At 46.8% G+C, this 16,000-nt stretch carries 17 protein-coding genes; 7 read left to right on the top strand and 10 right to left on the bottom strand.

The annotated features are described in order from the left end of the window. Window positions 1-14 precede the first annotated feature (14 nt). The 3 genes from FTU54_RS06945 (at window position 15) to FTU54_RS06935 (ending at window position 2,922) form a co-directional block, all read left to right on the top strand. Window positions 15-1,583: a phospholipase D family protein gene (locus tag FTU54_RS06945; RefSeq protein WP_168400119.1), complete on the top strand. Its 1,569-nt coding sequence runs from the start codon at window positions 15-17 to the stop codon at window positions 1,581-1,583. 195 nt (window positions 1,584-1,778) lie between these two features. Then, entirely contained in the window at window positions 1,779-2,216 is a 438-nt protein-coding gene (locus tag FTU54_RS06940; protein ID WP_005178205.1) for a hypothetical protein, read from the top strand. Between the two features lie 196 nt (window positions 2,217-2,412). Beyond that, window positions 2,413-2,922, top strand: a complete 510-nt coding sequence (locus FTU54_RS06935) for a pyridoxamine 5'-phosphate oxidase family protein (protein WP_168400118.1) — start codon at window positions 2,413-2,415, stop codon at window positions 2,920-2,922. Here FTU54_RS06935 and FTU54_RS06930 read toward each other — a convergent pair. The 6 genes from FTU54_RS06930 to FTU54_RS06905 all read right to left on the bottom strand — a co-directional run bounded on the left by FTU54_RS06930 (window position 2,919) and on the right by FTU54_RS06905 (window position 8,329). Beyond that, window positions 2,919-3,509, bottom strand: coding sequence for a uracil-DNA glycosylase family protein (locus FTU54_RS06930; RefSeq protein ID WP_171065083.1), 591 nt, complete (start codon window positions 3,507-3,509; stop codon window positions 2,919-2,921). The genes FTU54_RS06935 and FTU54_RS06930 overlap by 4 nt on opposite strands. 15 nt (window positions 3,510-3,524) lie before the next feature. Next, entirely contained in the window at window positions 3,525-4,253 is a 729-nt protein-coding gene (locus FTU54_RS06925; RefSeq protein ID WP_168400117.1) for an SGNH/GDSL hydrolase family protein, read from the bottom strand. Window positions 4,254-4,420: 167 nt separating this feature from the next. Then, complete coding sequence (locus FTU54_RS06920; protein WP_016658074.1) at window positions 4,421-5,164, bottom strand: SDR family oxidoreductase; 744 nt, start codon at window positions 5,162-5,164, stop codon at window positions 4,421-4,423. 15 nt (window positions 5,165-5,179) lie between these two features. Continuing rightward, a complete protein-coding gene (locus tag FTU54_RS06915; RefSeq protein WP_016658073.1) occupies window positions 5,180-5,878 on the bottom strand; it encodes a histidine phosphatase family protein in 699 nt (232 codons plus the stop codon). Beyond that, window positions 5,875-6,996, bottom strand: coding sequence for a phosphotransferase family protein (locus FTU54_RS06910; RefSeq protein ID WP_168400116.1), 1,122 nt, complete (start codon window positions 6,994-6,996; stop codon window positions 5,875-5,877). Before FTU54_RS06910 ends, FTU54_RS06915 begins: the two co-directional genes overlap by 4 nt. A 91-nt stretch (window positions 6,997-7,087) precedes the next feature. Next, complete coding sequence (locus FTU54_RS06905; RefSeq protein WP_168400115.1) at window positions 7,088-8,329, bottom strand: acyl-CoA dehydrogenase family protein; 1,242 nt, start codon at window positions 8,327-8,329, stop codon at window positions 7,088-7,090. Window positions 8,330-8,423: 94 nt separating this feature from the next. On the opposite strand from FTU54_RS06905, the gene FTU54_RS06900 reads away from it, so the two are divergent. Together FTU54_RS06900 and FTU54_RS06895 are read left to right on the top strand one after the other, a co-directional pair. Continuing rightward, complete coding sequence (locus FTU54_RS06900) at window positions 8,424-9,341, top strand: LysR family transcriptional regulator (RefSeq protein WP_104484110.1); 918 nt, start codon at window positions 8,424-8,426, stop codon at window positions 9,339-9,341. Window positions 9,342-9,628: 287 nt separating this feature from the next. Further along, on the top strand, window positions 9,629-10,186 hold the full coding sequence (locus FTU54_RS06895) for a thermonuclease family protein (RefSeq protein WP_005178218.1): 558 nt from the start codon (window positions 9,629-9,631) through the stop codon (window positions 10,184-10,186). Window positions 10,187-10,226: 40 nt separating this feature from the next. Here FTU54_RS06895 and FTU54_RS06890 read toward each other — a convergent pair whose 3' ends face one another. From FTU54_RS06890 to FTU54_RS06880, 3 genes are all read right to left on the bottom strand, one after another. Continuing rightward, entirely contained in the window at window positions 10,227-10,334 is a 108-nt protein-coding gene (locus tag FTU54_RS06890; RefSeq protein WP_005178219.1) for a hypothetical protein, read from the bottom strand. A 63-nt stretch (window positions 10,335-10,397) separates the two neighbouring features. Beyond that, on the bottom strand, window positions 10,398-11,402 hold the full coding sequence (cydB, locus tag FTU54_RS06885) for a cytochrome d ubiquinol oxidase subunit II (protein WP_160255572.1): 1,005 nt from the start codon (window positions 11,400-11,402) through the stop codon (window positions 10,398-10,400). Then, the gene (locus FTU54_RS06880; protein WP_180074582.1) at window positions 11,399-12,844 is read right to left on the bottom strand and encodes a cytochrome ubiquinol oxidase subunit I; all 1,446 of its coding nucleotides are present in this window, start codon (window positions 12,842-12,844) and stop codon (window positions 11,399-11,401) included. Before FTU54_RS06880 ends, cydB begins: the two co-directional genes overlap by 4 nt. Before the next feature lie 417 nt (window positions 12,845-13,261). On the opposite strand from FTU54_RS06880, the gene FTU54_RS06875 reads away from it, so the two are divergent. Both FTU54_RS06875 and FTU54_RS06870 read left to right on the top strand, forming a co-directional pair. Further along, a complete protein-coding gene (locus FTU54_RS06875; RefSeq protein ID WP_160243107.1) occupies window positions 13,262-13,705 on the top strand; it encodes a MarR family winged helix-turn-helix transcriptional regulator in 444 nt (147 codons plus the stop codon). Then, window positions 13,702-14,910 (top strand): MFS transporter, encoded by a 1,209-nt coding sequence (locus FTU54_RS06870; protein ID WP_168396536.1) that lies wholly within the window; start codon window positions 13,702-13,704, stop codon window positions 14,908-14,910. Before FTU54_RS06875 ends, FTU54_RS06870 begins: the two co-directional genes overlap by 4 nt. A 14-nt stretch (window positions 14,911-14,924) precedes the next feature. On the opposite strand, the gene FTU54_RS06865 is transcribed toward FTU54_RS06870, so the two are convergent. Then, window positions 14,925-15,905 carry a GlxA family transcriptional regulator gene (locus FTU54_RS06865; RefSeq protein WP_104505471.1) on the bottom strand — a complete coding sequence of 327 codons (981 nt, stop codon included), beginning with the start codon at window positions 15,903-15,905 and terminating at the stop codon, window positions 14,925-14,927. Window positions 15,906-16,000 lie beyond the last annotated feature (95 nt).

The raw sequence follows: 16,000 nt of genomic DNA, 5'->3' as shown, positions 1-16,000 counted from the left end.
TTTACTTCATAAAAATGATGCCATTAAAATATTACAACATGATCTGGTTGTGCTGTCTGATTCTGGCATGTACCGGTTGTAATTCGCTTGAACAGAACTATGCTGCGCAGGATGCGCCAATTGAACCAGATTTTGAACACTGGATGCCGCGACCAGAGGCACAGGCACAACTACAACGCGGACAAACCGCCTATTTACCGCTGTATGACGGATTTATCAGTATTGCTTCACGTTTACATTTAATTCATAACGCCAAACATCATTTAGACCTGCAGTATTACATCTGGACCGATGACGAAATTGGTCATTTAGTGCTGGCCGAATTACTCAAAGCCGCCGACCGCGGGGTACAGGTCCGGTTACTGATTGATGACCAAAATGGCACCCAACTGGACGATACCTTGCTGGCACTCAGCCATCATCCGAATTTTAAAATTCGCCTGTTTAATCCTTATAAATTCCGTCATTTTCGGGCGCTGGATTATGCCTTCCGGATGCAGGCTGTGAATCACCGCATGCACAACAAACTGATTATTGCCGATGGCGCGATTGCCGTGACTGGTGGCCGCAATATCAGCCGGGAATATTTTGATGCCAGTGATGACTTTCAGTTTACCGATGTAGATATTCTCTTTGCCGGTAATGCGGTCAAAAAAGCCAACGATAATTTCCGTGCTTTCTGGAACCATGAACTGAGTTTTAATCTGGTCCAGCTGATGGACCAGAACAGCAATAAATACCATCGTAATAGCTTGACCTTGCTGCGGGAAAAATATGCCAGCCAGCAACTGGATGAACAGGAGGTGCAACATCGGATCAGTTTTGCCGAGCAACAGGTGGCGCAGTATTTAAAACAGCGTTCCTATCATTGGGCCAAAGCTCATTTTGTGGCTGACCCGCCAGAAAAAATCCAGGGCAAAGCCAAAGATGAAGAGATGATTTACCATCAGATGATCCAGATTATGGGCACACCCAATCAGCATCTGGAACTGGTGTCTGCCTATTTTATTCCAACCCAACGTGGTACAGATTATATGAGCCGTTTGGCAGAAAACGGCATTGATATCCGGGTTTTGACCAACTCGTATATGGCCAATGATGTACCGATTGTACATGCCTTCTATCAGCAATACCGGCCGCAGCTATTGGCCAGTGGCATTCGACTGTATGAGTTCAAGCGTTATATTCAGCGCGAAGAACGTACCTGGTATGAAATTATTACCGGTAACGTGATTCCAGCCAAAGGCCGCAGTGCTTCCAGCCTGCATGCCAAATTCTTTGATATTGATGGCAAGGTATTTATTGGCTCTTTTAATTTTGATCCGCGCTCGGCTTTTTTAAATACCGAAGTCGGGCTAGTGCTGGAATCTGATGAACTCCAGGATGAAATTTCAGATTCATTGAATCAGTACCTGCCGCAAATTGCCTATGAACTAGGGTTGGATGAGAAAGGACATATTATCTGGCTGGATTATCAAAAAGATGGTTCAGTGATTCAGCACAAGGTTGATCCGGAAACCACCAGTTTCCAGCGTTTTGTGATGAATTTAATGACCCATGTCCCAATCGAGTGGATGATGTAATGACATCCACATTACAGTAAATATACATTGACCAAGATAATTGAATACGAGTTGCTCTATGGGTTTGCAGCAAACCCGATACCCGGAGAGATTGTGTGATCTCTCACTTCGTATTTATCGCCAGAAGGTTTTACTCTTCTGCTACATTACTTTAAAATTCACGCTTTATTTTTCTTCTTTTTTAGATCTCTCCTCATGCAATTTTTTGATTTAAGCCGTCAATTTAAATTAAGTGATATTCTCAGCCCGACTAAAACCCTGAATGAATTGGGCCAGCAAGAGTGGTTTCTGGCCAAAGTGCGGGTCGAACATGATTGCCTGTCCGACTCGGAGCAGCTTGAAGGTCAGGTAGTGTTGCAATCGAATGAGAATATTCAGCTGGAACTGGAATGGCTGATTCAGGACACCGGTTTTGAATTGCAGGTGTTGTTTAAGGGTGTAGAAACTGCGGCTGAACAGGAAACCTTGGTGATGGTCAAAGGTGCACAACTGGTGGATGATGCACAGCAACCGCTCTCAGCCCAAGCCCTCAGCTTATGGATTGATGGCACTTTATTACCGATGTTGCCGCAAATCCGCAAGGAAATTAAAGCCCGCCTGAATTTATGGGATTATGTGGAATACGGAGCTTAAGTCCTTTTATTCTGCTTTTACTGCTGAAACATGAAAAAAGAGCGAAGTTTTTCGCTCTTTTCTGAGCTGTGCTCGTCAGATTTCCTCTCGTTCTATTTTTAAATCCAATTTATGATGAATATGCAGTTGCGCTTTCACGCATAACAATAGTTCTGGTCTTTATTATGCTGGTTTTAACTATAAAATGAGTATAAAAATGAACAAGAATATGGATGCTCAAACCTGGGGGCAAATACGACAAGTGGTTGCGCAGGCGCAGCGCGCCAGTATGCACTGCTCCATCGCCAGTGTGAGTCCAGAAGGTATCCCGAATATCACCCCGATTGGAACCTTATTTTTAAACGACAGCTCTCCCACCGGTTTCTTTTTTGATACCTACTCTGCCACGCTGCAACAGCATCTCAAACATAATGCGCAGGCCTGTATTCAGGCCGTAAACAGTAGCCGCGGGTTCTGGCTAAAATCAATGATGTCAGGTCAATTTCGTACTTATCTGGGTGTGCGTTTATATGCTGAAATTGGTGAGTTACGCCCGGCCACTGCCGAGGAAATGCATCAGGTGCGCCGTAGAATTGCGCCGTTAAAATGGACACGCGGCAGCAAGCTGATCTGGTCGGATTTCACCCAGATTCGGGAGGTACATATTCATGCGTTTAGATGGGTGGAATATCCATCAATGATGCCAAAGACATCCTCTCTTTTTTAAAGCAGGCCGACATCCTTAAACAGACCGCAATAAAGTTCAGCCTTTTTCTCCACCGCTAAGGGATAGGCGCGAGATGAAGACGGCATACGGTATAAATGCAGCTCTCGACCAGCAAAGATCGCCTGTGAAGATTGGCCAATTACCGGTTTCGGCGTGCCTTCCGGCATTGATTCCATCAAGGTATCAGTGGCTTTATCACCCGTGGTCATAATGTACTGACACAGCGGCATTTGCTGGAGCAGCCGATTTAAATCGGTCGGGGTGTGAATATGCAGAAATTTATCTGAAGCATTGCCCTTTAAACGGCTGATCCGGTAGGCGGTATCAAACAGCGCAATACCGGTATCTTTTAAAAAGTTTTGAATCAGTTCGAGCTGAAAGTTTTTATTCGGCAGGTCTAAAAAATAGTTTTTATCCTGAAAAAAGCAGATACCAAAAATCCGCCACATATCATTCTGATAATTCGGATAATAAAATTCCATTTTCCAGCGGTTTTTGGGCGGTGGAAAACTGCCCATCATCAGCAGTTTGGCATTGGAGGGTAAAAAAGGCTCAAAGGGATGGGTTTCAATTTCAAGATCATCAATCATAAGGCAGCAAACTCAATTCACTTTATTCATCTTAAGCCGTTGTTTAATTTTGAGTGTTACTTCTTTGCCCCATATTTGATAAATTTCTTTACTCGGATGAAAGCCATCTTCGGCCATTTCCAGTTTCATCTGCTGATATTGTGCAATGTCATATTCAATCCAGTCCATGTTTGGCTGCTTTTGAATAAATTTATGCAGTTCACGGTTCATCTGCTTGGCATATTGGCCAAACAGCCACGCCAGCGGATTCGGTAAAGCCGGGAAAAGTTGCATCGGTGGTACACCTGCTGCAAGGATGAGCTGTGGCTGGAATTTAGCTGCAATCAGCTGATACAACTGCGCCTGCTTTTGAATCCAGATATCGGCTGGTATCAATTTGGTGACATCATTCACCCCGACCGAGGTGACCACTACATCAAACTTTTCAGTGTCCAGCTGCTGAACGCTTTGAATGACCTCCCCCGTGGTATTGCCTGTTTTGGCATGCAGTTTCCAGCTGACCTGAAATTCGGAAGTGAGTCCGGCCAGAATCGCGCCGAGCAAGGCATCTTCCTGATGGCTAACGCCAACGCCGGCAGCGGCTGAATCACCCAGAATCAAAATGGATAAGGCCTGTCCCTGACCGCTCGTGCCTTCACGTTCGCCTTCTGGCTCTGCCAGTCTTAAGGTATTTTTCTTGACCCGGCGGCCTTGAATAATCAGGGCGGGAATTAAACCCAAGGTTGCAAGCTTCAGAAACATCGCATTGTCGATCATCTTCAAAAAAATCGGGCCTATTTTAACCAAAATAAGCCCTCTATTTTTATCTTTCTATGAAATATTTTTAAATTTTCAAATATTTAAAACAAACATTTAAAATAAAAAGTGAAAAGCGCCAAATGGAACTTTTCACTTGATATTAATATGAATTAACCGAGCTTATTGACCAGTTTTAACGGTAAGACTTTCATGGCCAAGCCCAGTGGCAACCATGGCCATTTTGGCACATAAGCTTTTACCGGTGCTTTTTCAATTTCTGCAGCCAGTAAGCGTGAACCAGTTTGCTCATCCACTTCAAATGGTAATTTTTTCGCGCCTTCGTTAATTTCGGTACGGATATACCCCGGGAAAATGGTGGTAACTTTAATTGGCGTATCAATCAGCTCGGCACGGATGCCTTCAGCCAGATGCGCCACGCCGGCTTTACTGGCGCCATACGCAGTCAGATGTTTTGGCATACCACGCATTGCGCTCATGGAAGAAATCATCACCAGATGGCCAGAGTTTTGGGCACGGAAAATTTCTACCGCAGCTTCACATTGCGCCAGCGCTGAAATAAAGTTGGTTTCAACCGTGGCGCGGTTAATCGCAAAGTTACCTTTGCCGATCCGGCGGCCTTCACCAACCCCGGCATTGACAATAATCCGGTCAATTGTGCCGAGCTCTTCTTTAAAGGCACGGAACACCTCAAATACCTGATCATAATTGGTGACATCTAAGGTTTTTGCGGCCACGCTCACGCCGTACTTGCTTTCCAGTTCCTGTTTTAAGCTTTCCAGACGTTCCATACGACGCGCACAAATGGCCAGGTTATAGCCTTTTTGCGCAAATTCGCGGGCCATACCGGCACCAATGCCGGAACTTGCGCCGGTAATTAAAATTGTTTTGGTCATCTGTCTATTCCTTGATTAAATCCAAGTTAATAATTCTGGATGTTGTGCTTTTATAAAATGATGTTCATTCAGACTTAACAGTTGTGGCTCATTGCCGACCAGACGCAAAGTGGTCATGCTGGTATTGGCGATGGCCCAGTTCAGTGCAAAAGTCCGGTTAGGATTCAGTTCCAGAATTTTTCCAGCAACAACCGAAATGACGCCGCCCGAAGTAAACACAATCGCGTAACGCGGTTTGGTTTGGGCCAGTTCATCACACAGGTTTTGCAAGGCGGTTTCGACCCGGGCCTTGAAATGCGGCCAGGATTCTTCATATTCATGGTGATATTCACCGCCAGTCCAGCGTTCAATGGCACCTTCAAAAATTTTTGCCAGATACGCCCGCGGATTAAGCTCTTTGGCTACATCGGCCTTTAATAAATGCGGTTCATTAAAGCGCGGTTCGTATTGGGCAAACACCTGCTGATGATTAAACTCGTTCCAGTCCGGATTGGTGACCAGATGAGCTTCAGGGAAACATTCGGCCAGAGCGATCTGTGCAGTCTGCTGATGGCGCTGCATGGAGCCGGCCACCACATAGGGTTCTTCTTTTAAGATGTTGTCAAAATACTGCCCCAGCAGTTTGGCCTGCAATTCCCCATTCGGCGAAAGCTGGTCATAGCTTTCTGCACCAAAAGAAGCCTGGCCATGACGGATTAAATAAATGGTCGTCATTTCGGCAGCAGCTCCTTAAATTTGGCCATATATTTTTGTGCCAGCTCATTGGCTTCAATTTTTTGCAGCCCAATCAGTTTTAAGGCGCGGATGTGCAAGGCATGAATCACAATCCAGAAATCTTTAAAGGCCGGATTATTGGTCTGTTTATGATAATAACGGTAGTAAATCTGCTGGGCGATCACCGCCAGACGGAAAATCCCGAACACTTCATAGAAGGTCCAGTTTTCCGGTTGCAGGCCGGTTTTTTCCAGATAGTAATCGACCACCTGTTTACGGGTGAACATGCCTTTTAAATGGGTCGGCTGACGGCGGGTGGCTTTAAAAATCTGGTTATCGGTTTCTTCTACCCAGTAGGCCAAAGCGGAACCAAGATCCATCAGCGGATCGCCCAGAGTTGCCATTTCCCAGTCCAGCACGCCAATCACTTCGGTTGGATGCTGCGGATTTAAAATCACATTATCAAAACGCCAGTCATTGTGAATAATGCAGGTGGTGGAATCTGCCGGAATATTCTCGTGCAGCCATTTACGCACATATTTAAATGACGGCACATTCAGGGTTTTGGCTTTTTCATAACGGCTGTCCCAGCCTTCCACCTGACGACGGCAATAGCCATCACCTTTACCGAGTTTTTCCAGTTCAGTGCCCTGATACGGCACCTGATGCAGCTCGATTAATTTATCAATCACATTAATGCACAGTTCCTGAACCTGGGTTTCATCAAAGTTCAGTTCTGGCGGCAGTTTGGCCCGCGGGATAATACCTTCCACGCGCTGCATGATATAAAAATCACAGCCAATCACCGATTCATCCTGACACAGCGCCACCATCTGCGGTAACACCGGATAATACGGCGCCAGATTTTTTTGTACATGATATTCACGCGCCATGTCATGCGCAGATTTGGCTTTGGTGCCTTTGGGTGGACGACGTAAAATTAAATCGGCATTGCGATAGTTCAGACGATAGGTCCAGTTGGAGGCACCGCCTGAATATTGGGTCACTTCAACGGGTTCCTGAACATCAACCCCTTGCGCCTTTAACCACTGGCTTACTGCCTGAATATCCAGTTCCTCGCCTTCACGAACCTGACCGCCAACATCAATCACTGACATGTTATTTTCCTGATTTTTCACTTTTTTAGGTCTTGCTCTATTAGAGCATTTTCAGCTGTAAAGACCCACACTGTTTCTGGTGTTTTGCCACTTATTTTTTACGACGGGTACTGTAGCCACGTTTGGCCAGTTCCAGTTTGGCAATCATGCCTTTATGCACTTCATCCGGGCCATCGGCCAAACGTAAGGCACGTGCCTGAGCAAAGAAACCGGTCAATGGCGTATCGCGGGACAGCCCGGCACCGCCGTGGATTTGCATGGCCATATCTACCACTTTTTCCAGCACGCTTGGCGCCACCACTTTAATGGCAGAAATTTCTGTTAAGGCGGCCATATTGCCTACAGTATCCATTTTATAGGCGGCATAGAGTGTTAACAGGCGGGCCTGATCAATTGCCACACGCGCTTCGGCCACACGCTCCAGGTTGCCACCCAGTTTCAGGATTTCCTTGCCAAAGGCAGTCCGGTTCATGCCACGGTCAATCATCAGTTCCAGTGATTTTTCTGCCGCACCGATACAACGCATACAGTGATGAATCCGGCCGGGTCCTAAACGGCCCTGGGCAATTTCAAAACCTTGGCCGGCACCACCAATAAAATTGGCCACTGGCACACGGACATTGTCAAAGCTGACTTCACCATGCCCATGCGGCGCATCGTAATCGCCAAACACCGGTAACATACGTTCAATTTTCACCCCTGCAGTATCAACCGGGACCAGCACCATCGAATGTTGATGATGACGGTCTTTGCTTTCGTCCGGGGTATGCGCCATAAAAATAATGATTTTGGCATTCGGATCACCCAGACCCGATGACCACCATTTACGCCCGTTCAGGACAATCTCATCGCCTTCTACCACCGCCGTAGCCTGCATATTGGTCGCATCAGAAGAGGCGACCGCCGGTTCAGTCATACAAAACACCGAGCGGATTTTGCCTTCGAGCAGCGGCATCAACCATTGCTGTTTTTGCTGTTCTGAACCATAACGCCATAACACTTCCATGTTGCCGCTATCTGGCGCGTTACAGTTAAATACGGTCGGGGCAATCAGGCTACGGCCAGACAATTCGGCAATATGTGCATATTCCTGCACTGACAGGCCCTGGCCCAAATTAGGACAAGGCAAAAACATATTCCACAGTCCCGCGGCTTTGGCTTTGGCTTTTAAACTTTCTAATTGCGCCGGCCACTGCCATTGCGTCCAGTCACCACCCTGATTCAGTTCATGCACCTGCTGCCAAAAGTCGGCCTCACTTGGTTCAATTTCTGTTTGAATAAACTGTTGGGTTCTTTCGAGATAATCCTGTGCGCGTGCTGACAATTCAAACATGACTGTAGCTTCCTCAATCTGTTGTTATATTGGCTTTACAACACCTTAACCTAAAAATTATTATGCATGAAATGATTTTATTGAATTAAATACTATGCACAATATTCATAATAATAGCCCGATGGATCTGGGTGCTTTTCATCGTATTGATATTAATTTATACCCGCTGTTTATTGCGATTTTTGAACAAAAAAATATTTCCAAAGCGGCGCAGCTCTTATGTATCAGCCAGTCGGCCACCAGTCATGCCTTACAACGGCTTAGGTTACAGTTACAGGATGATCTGTTTATTCGCACCGGCCATCAGATGTTACCAACGCCGTTTGCCGAGCAGATTTATCCGACCATTAAAACTGCACTGCTGTCTATTCAGCATATTGCCCGGCAAAAACAGCAGTTTGAACCGGCGATGGTACATACCCTGAAAATTGCCATACATGATGAAATTGAACCGATTATTTTTCCCAAACTGGTGCAGCATTTTCAGCAGCTGAATCTGGAGATTCAGTTTTTAAGCAGCAAGCTGGACCGTAAAACCATGATCAATGATCTGGCGACCCAGCAAATTGATTTTGTGATTGATCTGGAACACAACCTGGGCGATAAAATCCAGTTTCAGGCGCTGGTACAAGACCGTTTCGTGGTTTGTAGCCAGCGTTCATCCATAGATAAAGAATTATATTTGTCTGCGCCGCATATTGGTGTTTCTTCACGCCGTAGTGGCTTGCTGCTGGAAGATATTTATTTAAAGCGCAATCAGCTGTCGCGAACCCTGTTATTACGCTGTCAGCATTATTCCACTGCCCTGCAAATTCTGGCGCAGCATGACACGGCGATGCTGACCATTCCGGAAAGTATTTTGCGGCATTTACATATTGACCCGAAGCTGCATATTTTTGAATCGCCTGTCGACCTGCCGCAAATTGATTTGGGGATGTTCTGGTATAAGGAGATGCAGGAGAATGCACGTCATGCATTTTTAAGAGCGGAGATTTCTAAAATTTTTGCTTAGGCTATTTCAGTAGATTAATCTTAATTATGCTTAGGCTATTTTAAATGAGGTCAGAAAATTTACTTAGGCTATTTAGATCACTCAAATTCAAGGCGCTTTATCTTCATTAAATTTCAAACATCGCTCAAGCCCTTGCCAGATCAGGCGTTGCAGCGTAGCTGATTTGTTAAAAATTAGCTAATTGGCGATTTAATCGACCGGCGAATTGCGCCATTTCTTTTACACTAGCACTTTTATTTTTCACGGTTTACAGCTGGCTGGTCTGTTCAGCTGAATTGAAAGCGTCTATGTTGACTGAACTCTCCCCTTTCTGGCTGCTGGCATTGGCCGCTGGATGCTGTCTTGTTGCGTTTATGCTGTTGGGTAAGATTTCCCGCTTTGTGCAGCAACTGTTTCGACCTTTTAAAAAAGGCAAAACCTATTGGGCGCGGGTCACTGCGGTCAGCGATGGCGATACCCTCACCCTATACCGTTTTAATTTAAGACGTTCAGAAACCCGCATCCGCTTTGCCTATATTGATGCGCCAGAATCGAGTCAAAGTTATGGTCCGGAAACCCGGCGTCTGGTGAAAACCATGCTGCATCAGAAGGTGGTACGGGTCAAAATTACCGATATTGACCGCTATGGCCGCCATGTTGGGGTGATTTATCGCTACCGTAAAAATGTCAATGAAGAACTGGTCAAACGTGGCGCCGCCTGGGTCTATGAAGATTATATTCGTGATCGCAAGCAGCTGGCGCATATGCGCGCCTTACAGACTCAGGCCAGAGCGCGGAAAAAAGGACTCTGGAAAAGTAGCCGCCCGGTGCGGCCAAGTGTCTATCGCAAACAGAACCGTAAATAAAATGCTCAGGTGAATTTTTAAAGTCCGAAGATGATTCAGCTTAATAAGCCCATTGCACCAGCAAACGAAAAGCTCCGGCAATCAGCGCCAACGCCACAAAACCGGCCAGCCAGAGACCAATAAACCACAGCAGCTGTGTACGTTTCATTGCGGCTCCTTGATGACTAAAGAAATAACTGAGCTGGGATGATGTGCTTCATGTCGATTTTCTTTAATGATAGCCATCATCCCCCACCCGGACTTTATGGCGAAAAATCCAATAGGACATCGCGCTATAACCTAGAATAATCGGAATTAAAATCAGCGCGCCAATGAGAGTAAAACGCTGACTGCTTTCCGGTGCAGCAGCCTGCCAGAAGCTGACCGAGGGCGGAATAATATAAGGCCATAAGCTGATTAAAAAACCGCTATAGGCCAGAAATACCAAGGCCAGCGTATACAAAAATGGGCGAAACTGTTGCTGTTGCCGGCAGGCTTTTAAAGCCAGATAAGTAAAGATCAGCACCAGTATCGGCACCGGAGAGAAATACAGCAGCTGCGGCAGACTAAACCAGCGCTCGGCAATGTGCGGCTGGGTTATCGGGGTATAAATACTGACGGCTGCTAAAACAATCAATAGGCCGATCAGCATCTTCGGCATTAAACGGTACATACGCTGCTGTAGCGCCTGATCGGTTTTAAAAATGAGCCAGCCACAACCTAAAGTGGCGTACAACATTACCACGCCAGCACCAGTAAACAGGCTAAACGGCGTTAACCAGTCCAAGCCATGGCCCGCATATACCCCCTGCTCGGTACGAATACCCTGAATATAAGCGCCCAAAATTACGCCTTGTAAAAAGCTGCTAAAAACAGAGCCACCAATAAAAGCTTTGTCCCACCAGTGTTTGCTGCTGTTGGCCTTAAAACGAAACTCAAAGGCAACACCGCGAAAAATTAAGGCAATCACCATTAAAATGACCGGTAAATACAGGGCCGAAAGTACCGTGGCATAGGCCAAGGGAAAAGCAGCAAACAGGCTGGCGCCTCCCAGCACCATCCAGGTTTCATTGCCATCCCAAATTGGCGCGACGGTATTCATCATCACATCCCGCTCTGCCTGCTCGGGAAAAAATGGAAATAAAATCCCGATGCCCAAATCAAAGCCATCTAACACCACATACATCAGCACCGCGAAGGCAATAATCCCGATCCACAGCAAAGATAAATCCATCATGGCTCCTGCTCCTGTTTGGGACGCTCGGTGGGCGGGTCGATCTGCTCGGTGACACTGCTTAATGGCCGTCTGGAGGCTTGAGTAAGCTCAGCATCAGAGGCTGATGATGGCGCTGAATGAATCAGTCCCGGCCCTTTGTGCATCAGTCTGAGCATGTAATAAATGCCCATCCCAAACACCACAAAATACACCAGTACAAAAATCATCAAACTCAGGCCAACCTGCTCTGCAGACACCGGCGATAAGGCATCTTCGGTACGTAACACCCCATAGACCACCCACGGCTGGCGGCCGACTTCTGTGGTAAACCAGCCGGCCAATAAGGCAATAAAACCGGAGGGCCCCATCCACAGGGCAAAACGCTGAAAGCGACGATGTTCATATAAACGCTGCCGTTTACGTAGCCACAATCCCCACAGCGCCAGAATTAGCATCAGCACGCCTAAGCCGACCATAATCCGGAAACTCCAGAACACAATGGTCGAATTGGGCCGATCTTCCGGGGCAAATTCTTTTAAACCGGTCACGGTGCCATCCAGCGAATGGGTCAGAATTACGCTGCCCAAGTTGGGAATCGCCAGCACATATTTGGTTTCTTCGGCCTGCATATCTGGAATACCAAACAGATACAGCGGCATGCCTTTCTCATGAGTGGTATTCCAATGCCCTTCCATCGCTGCCAGTTTGGCTGGTTGATGTTGCAGGGTATTCAAGCCATGTAAATCGCCCACCAGCACCTGTAAGGGAGTTAAGATCAGCATCAGCCACAGGGCCATCGAAAACGAGGTTTTTACCAGTGCATCCCGACGGCCTTTAAGTAAATGCCAGGCAGCCGTGGCAGCCACCAGCAAAGCAGAGACCAAAAAGGCGGCAATAGCCATATGCGCCAGCCGATACAGGAATGACGGATTAAAGACAATGGCCCACCAGTCCTGTGGCACCAGAATGCCATTTTCGATGCTGAAACCTTGCGGAGTTTGCATCCAGCTATTGGCTGATAAAATCCAGAACATGGAAATACAGGTGCCAATTGCGACCATTAAAGTCGAGAAAAAATGTGCTTTAGGTCCCACCCGTCCCCAACCAAACAGCATGATGCCGAGGAAACCCGCTTCCAAAAAGAAAGCGGTGAGCACTTCATAGGCCAATAATGGTCCGGTGACACTGCCGGCGATACGGGAAAATTCACTCCAGTTGGTGCCAAACTGATAGCTCATGACAATGCCAGAAACCACCCCCATGGCAAAGGCGACCGCAAAAATCTTGACCCAGAATTTAAACAGGTCCTGATAAATCGGATTACGACTGCGTAACCAGCGCCATTCCAGAATCGCCAGAAAACTGGCCAGACCAATGGAAATGGCCGGAAAAATGATATGAAACGAAACTGTAAAGGCAAACTGAATCCGGGCCAGTTCCAGCGCGGTAAAACCGAGGGTCATCATGCCACCTTTCAAAAGGTCGAGCTGCGCTCAGGGTGTAGAGTTTTAAATATAGCGTTTTGAATTTTTCTCATCGCGCTTCAGCATAGGACGAAGTTGTATAGGCCTTGTGTAGGCTTTTGATCAAGAATCTTTAAGCGAGTAATTTCTGCAACTGATGAGTTTTTTGGAAGATAGAAGCGCTGATTTTTTATTCTTGCGGTTTATCAGCTGGATAGACAGGACTGGATGAGAGGAATTTTTGTAGTTCAGTTGATTGACCTTAACGCTGCTTAACAAATCTATAGCAATACACGTTGCCCCCTCATCTTTTATCATCTGTTTTTTTGAATCCTTCTCTGGCTTCCCTACTTGAAAAAAATTCCGAACAGGCGTACATTGACTTTGTTTTAGTTACCCTGGTTAACTATTTTTTTTATGCCAAGCTCTCCCTTAAAATTTCGTACCGCCTTATTACGCTGCGCGCGTCTGTTCAGCGATGAAGTTAATACCCTGTTATTGCCACATCAGCTTAATTATTCCTTGTGGCAGGTGTTATATGTCATTCATTTAAAACAGCAATGTACCCAGGTAGATATTGCCACCTATTTAAAGGTATCCAAACCGAGCATCACCAAACGTATTCGGGTGTTGCTGGACTTGGGTTTAATCCATCAGCTTGAAAGTAGCGATAAACGGCAGAAATGCCTGACTTTTAGCTCTCACGGGCAGGAACTTTTCAAGCATTGTTCAACCCAGATTGATCAGTTTGAACAGCAGCTGTTGCAGTCTTTTGCAGTTGCGGACATCGCCCATACCCGCGAGATCCTTAATCAGCTGAGTGAACAGTTACAACTGACCCTACAAGGTGAAGACAAATGAGTTCAGCACAAGCACCGCTATGGACCAGAAACTTTATCCTGGTCGGCCTGATCAATTTTCAACTGGTACTGATTTTTTATCTATTGGTGATTGTGATTGTCGGTTATGCCGTGGCGGAATTAAATGCCAGCATTGCCGAAGCCGGTTTAATTTCAGGACTGTTTATTGTCGGCACCTTATTTGGCCGTCTGCTGATTGGCAAATGCCTACAGCGTTTCGGTTATCGTAGCACCCTGCTTTTTGGGCTGGCCGGTTTCTTGCTGCTTTCCTTAGGCTATTTTATAGAGATGGGGGTGACTGCCCTGCTCGGCATCCGTTTTATTCATGGCTTTATGATGGGAGTCGCCTCTACCGTACTCGGCACAGTCATCGCACAAACTCTGCCGCCCACCCGCCGTGGTGAAGGTATTGGCTATTACAGCATGAGCAGCACCCTGGGTACGGCGATTGGTCCTTTTGTCGCGATCTGGATGATGCTGCACACCAGTTATCAGACAATTTTTAGCTTATCCAGTGCCTTGGCGCTGGGCTGTCTGGTGGTGGCCTGTTTTATCCGGATGCCGAACCTGGCACAGCCTAAACCTGCAGCCACCGCGACAGCAGGCAAAGGTTTTGGCTTCTGGACCCAGTATCTGGAAAAGAATGCGCTGCCCATTTCCCTGATTATGCTGTTTGCTTCCATCTGTTATTCCGGCGTGCTGTCATTTATTAACTTTTACGCCAAGGAAATTGATCTGGTCGAAGCCGCGTCCTTATTCTTTTTAATGTATGCCATCGCCATTTTGTTTTCGCGTCCATTTACCGGGCGGCTTATGGATCGTAAAGGTGAAAATATCATTATGTATCCCGCCTTTATTGTGATGGCGATTGCCCTGTTTTTACTAAGTCAGGCGCATAACTCCAGTATGCTGCTGCTTTGTGCCGGCTTGCTCGGTCTGGGCTATGGCAATATTCAATCGGTCTGTCAGACTATTGCGGTCAAAAGTACCTCACTGGAACGTATGGGACTGGCGACCTCGACCTATTTTATCTGTCTGGATGCAGGGCTGGGCTTCGGGCCGTATTTGATCGGAATCGCGCTGAAATCGGTTAGTTATGCGCAGATGTATTTCTATAGTGCCATCGCCGCGCTGTTGTGTTTAGGCCTGTATTATCTGCTACATGGTCGTCATGCTCAGCAGGTGCAGCCACAGTTATCACGCTAACGAAAGCAACACGCTTAAAACCGCCGGCCAAAGCGCTGGCGGTATTCCATTGGGGTTAGGCCGGTTTTCTTGCGAAATAAACGCCGGAATGAACTCGGATCTTCATAGCCCACCATTTGCATAATCCGGTCAATCGGCTGCTCGGTTTCTTCCAGCCGTTTTTGCGCAGCTTCAATACGAATAGCCTGCACATACTGATTCGGCGCCACATCTAACACTGCTTTAAAACGGCGAATGAGCGTGCGCGGGCTGATATTAAAGCGCGCCGCCACATCTTCCATATTCAAGTTTTCACTAAAATGCTGCTCCAGCCAATGCTGGATTTCTTTTACCAAACCATCCTGATGTGGCTTGCTCATACGCATCAAGGAATAGGACAACTGGTTGTCACGGCGAAAATCCAGCACAAAGGATTTGGCCGTCTGAATGGCAATTTCAAAGCCATAAAAACGTTCAATTAAATGTAGCCCCAAATCGAACCAGGCCAACCCGCCACCGGCACAATAGACATGATCGGACTGGGTAATCAGGCGATCCGCCTGCAAATGGACCTCCGGATAGCGCTGCTGGAACTGATCTTTAAAACCCCAATGCGTGGTGGCACTGCGGCCCTGTAAAATTCCGGCTTCGGCCAGAAAAAAATTCCCGGTACAGTTTCCGGCAATCAGGCATTGGGCTTGATCGGCCTGTTGCAGAACATTCATGAGCAACTGATTTTTTTCCAGAATCTGCTCGATGGAACCGGCCAAAGTCGGAATCACCAGCAAATCGGCCTGCTGGATTTCACTATAGGCCAGATGCGCCTCAATGCGTAAACCATTACTGCATTGCACCGTTTTTCCCTGTGGCGAGGCAATCTGCACCTGAAACAAACGCTGGATGTCCTGTTTCTGAATCCGGTTCCAGCTAATGCCGGCCAGACTGAATAAATCGGCCACACCGGTTATGGCCGAGGCCAGTGCACCATCATAGGCCAGAATAAAAACCCGCTTCATGCTTTCTTCCCAAATGTCGTTTTTAGCTCCTTGAGTGTCATTATTGACAATTTATCTGCCAATACAAGTCTTGTTAAGCTAGTGACAATCAATAA

The organism is Acinetobacter sp. YH12116, from assembly GCF_013418895.1.
In the GTDB taxonomy this organism is placed as follows: domain Bacteria; phylum Pseudomonadota; class Gammaproteobacteria; order Pseudomonadales; family Moraxellaceae; genus Acinetobacter; species Acinetobacter indicus.
This window is presented reverse-complemented; position numbering and strand designations above follow the sequence as displayed.

Bases quoted from the DNA above. Each gene is read 5' to 3' on its own strand.
- FTU54_RS06940 (WP_005178205.1), top strand. From the start codon at position 1,779: ATGCAATTTTTTGATTTAAGCCGTCAATTTAAATTAAGTGATATTCTC.
- FTU54_RS06910 (WP_168400116.1), bottom strand. From the start codon at position 6,996: ATGTCAGTGATTGATGTTGGCGGTCAGGTTCGTGAAGGCGAGGAACTG.
- FTU54_RS06890 (WP_005178219.1), bottom strand. From the start codon at position 10,334: ATGAAACGTACACAGCTGCTGTGGTTTATTGGTCTCTGGCTGGCCGGT.
- FTU54_RS06875 (WP_160243107.1), top strand. From the start codon at position 13,262: ATGCCAAGCTCTCCCTTAAAATTTCGTACCGCCTTATTACGCTGCGCG.
- FTU54_RS06915 (WP_016658073.1), bottom strand. From the start codon at position 5,878: ATGACGACCATTTATTTAATCCGTCATGGCCAGGCTTCTTTTGGTGCA.
- FTU54_RS06920 (WP_016658074.1), bottom strand. From the start codon at position 5,164: ATGACCAAAACAATTTTAATTACCGGCGCAAGTTCCGGCATTGGTGCC.
- FTU54_RS06945 (WP_168400119.1), top strand. From the start codon at position 15: ATGATGCCATTAAAATATTACAACATGATCTGGTTGTGCTGTCTGATT.
- FTU54_RS06880 (WP_180074582.1), bottom strand. From the start codon at position 12,844: ATGACCCTCGGTTTTACCGCGCTGGAACTGGCCCGGATTCAGTTTGCC.
- FTU54_RS06900 (WP_104484110.1), top strand. From the start codon at position 8,424: ATGCACAATATTCATAATAATAGCCCGATGGATCTGGGTGCTTTTCAT.
- FTU54_RS06935 (WP_168400118.1), top strand. From the start codon at position 2,413: ATGAACAAGAATATGGATGCTCAAACCTGGGGGCAAATACGACAAGTG.
- cydB (WP_160255572.1), bottom strand. From the start codon at position 11,402: ATGATGGATTTATCTTTGCTGTGGATCGGGATTATTGCCTTCGCGGTG.
- FTU54_RS06905 (WP_168400115.1), bottom strand. From the start codon at position 8,329: ATGTTTGAATTGTCAGCACGCGCACAGGATTATCTCGAAAGAACCCAA.
- FTU54_RS06865 (WP_104505471.1), bottom strand. From the start codon at position 15,905: ATGAAGCGGGTTTTTATTCTGGCCTATGATGGTGCACTGGCCTCGGCC.
- FTU54_RS06895 (WP_005178218.1), top strand. From the start codon at position 9,629: ATGTTGACTGAACTCTCCCCTTTCTGGCTGCTGGCATTGGCCGCTGGA.
- FTU54_RS06925 (WP_168400117.1), bottom strand. From the start codon at position 4,253: ATGTTTCTGAAGCTTGCAACCTTGGGTTTAATTCCCGCCCTGATTATT.
- FTU54_RS06870 (WP_168396536.1), top strand. From the start codon at position 13,702: ATGAGTTCAGCACAAGCACCGCTATGGACCAGAAACTTTATCCTGGTC.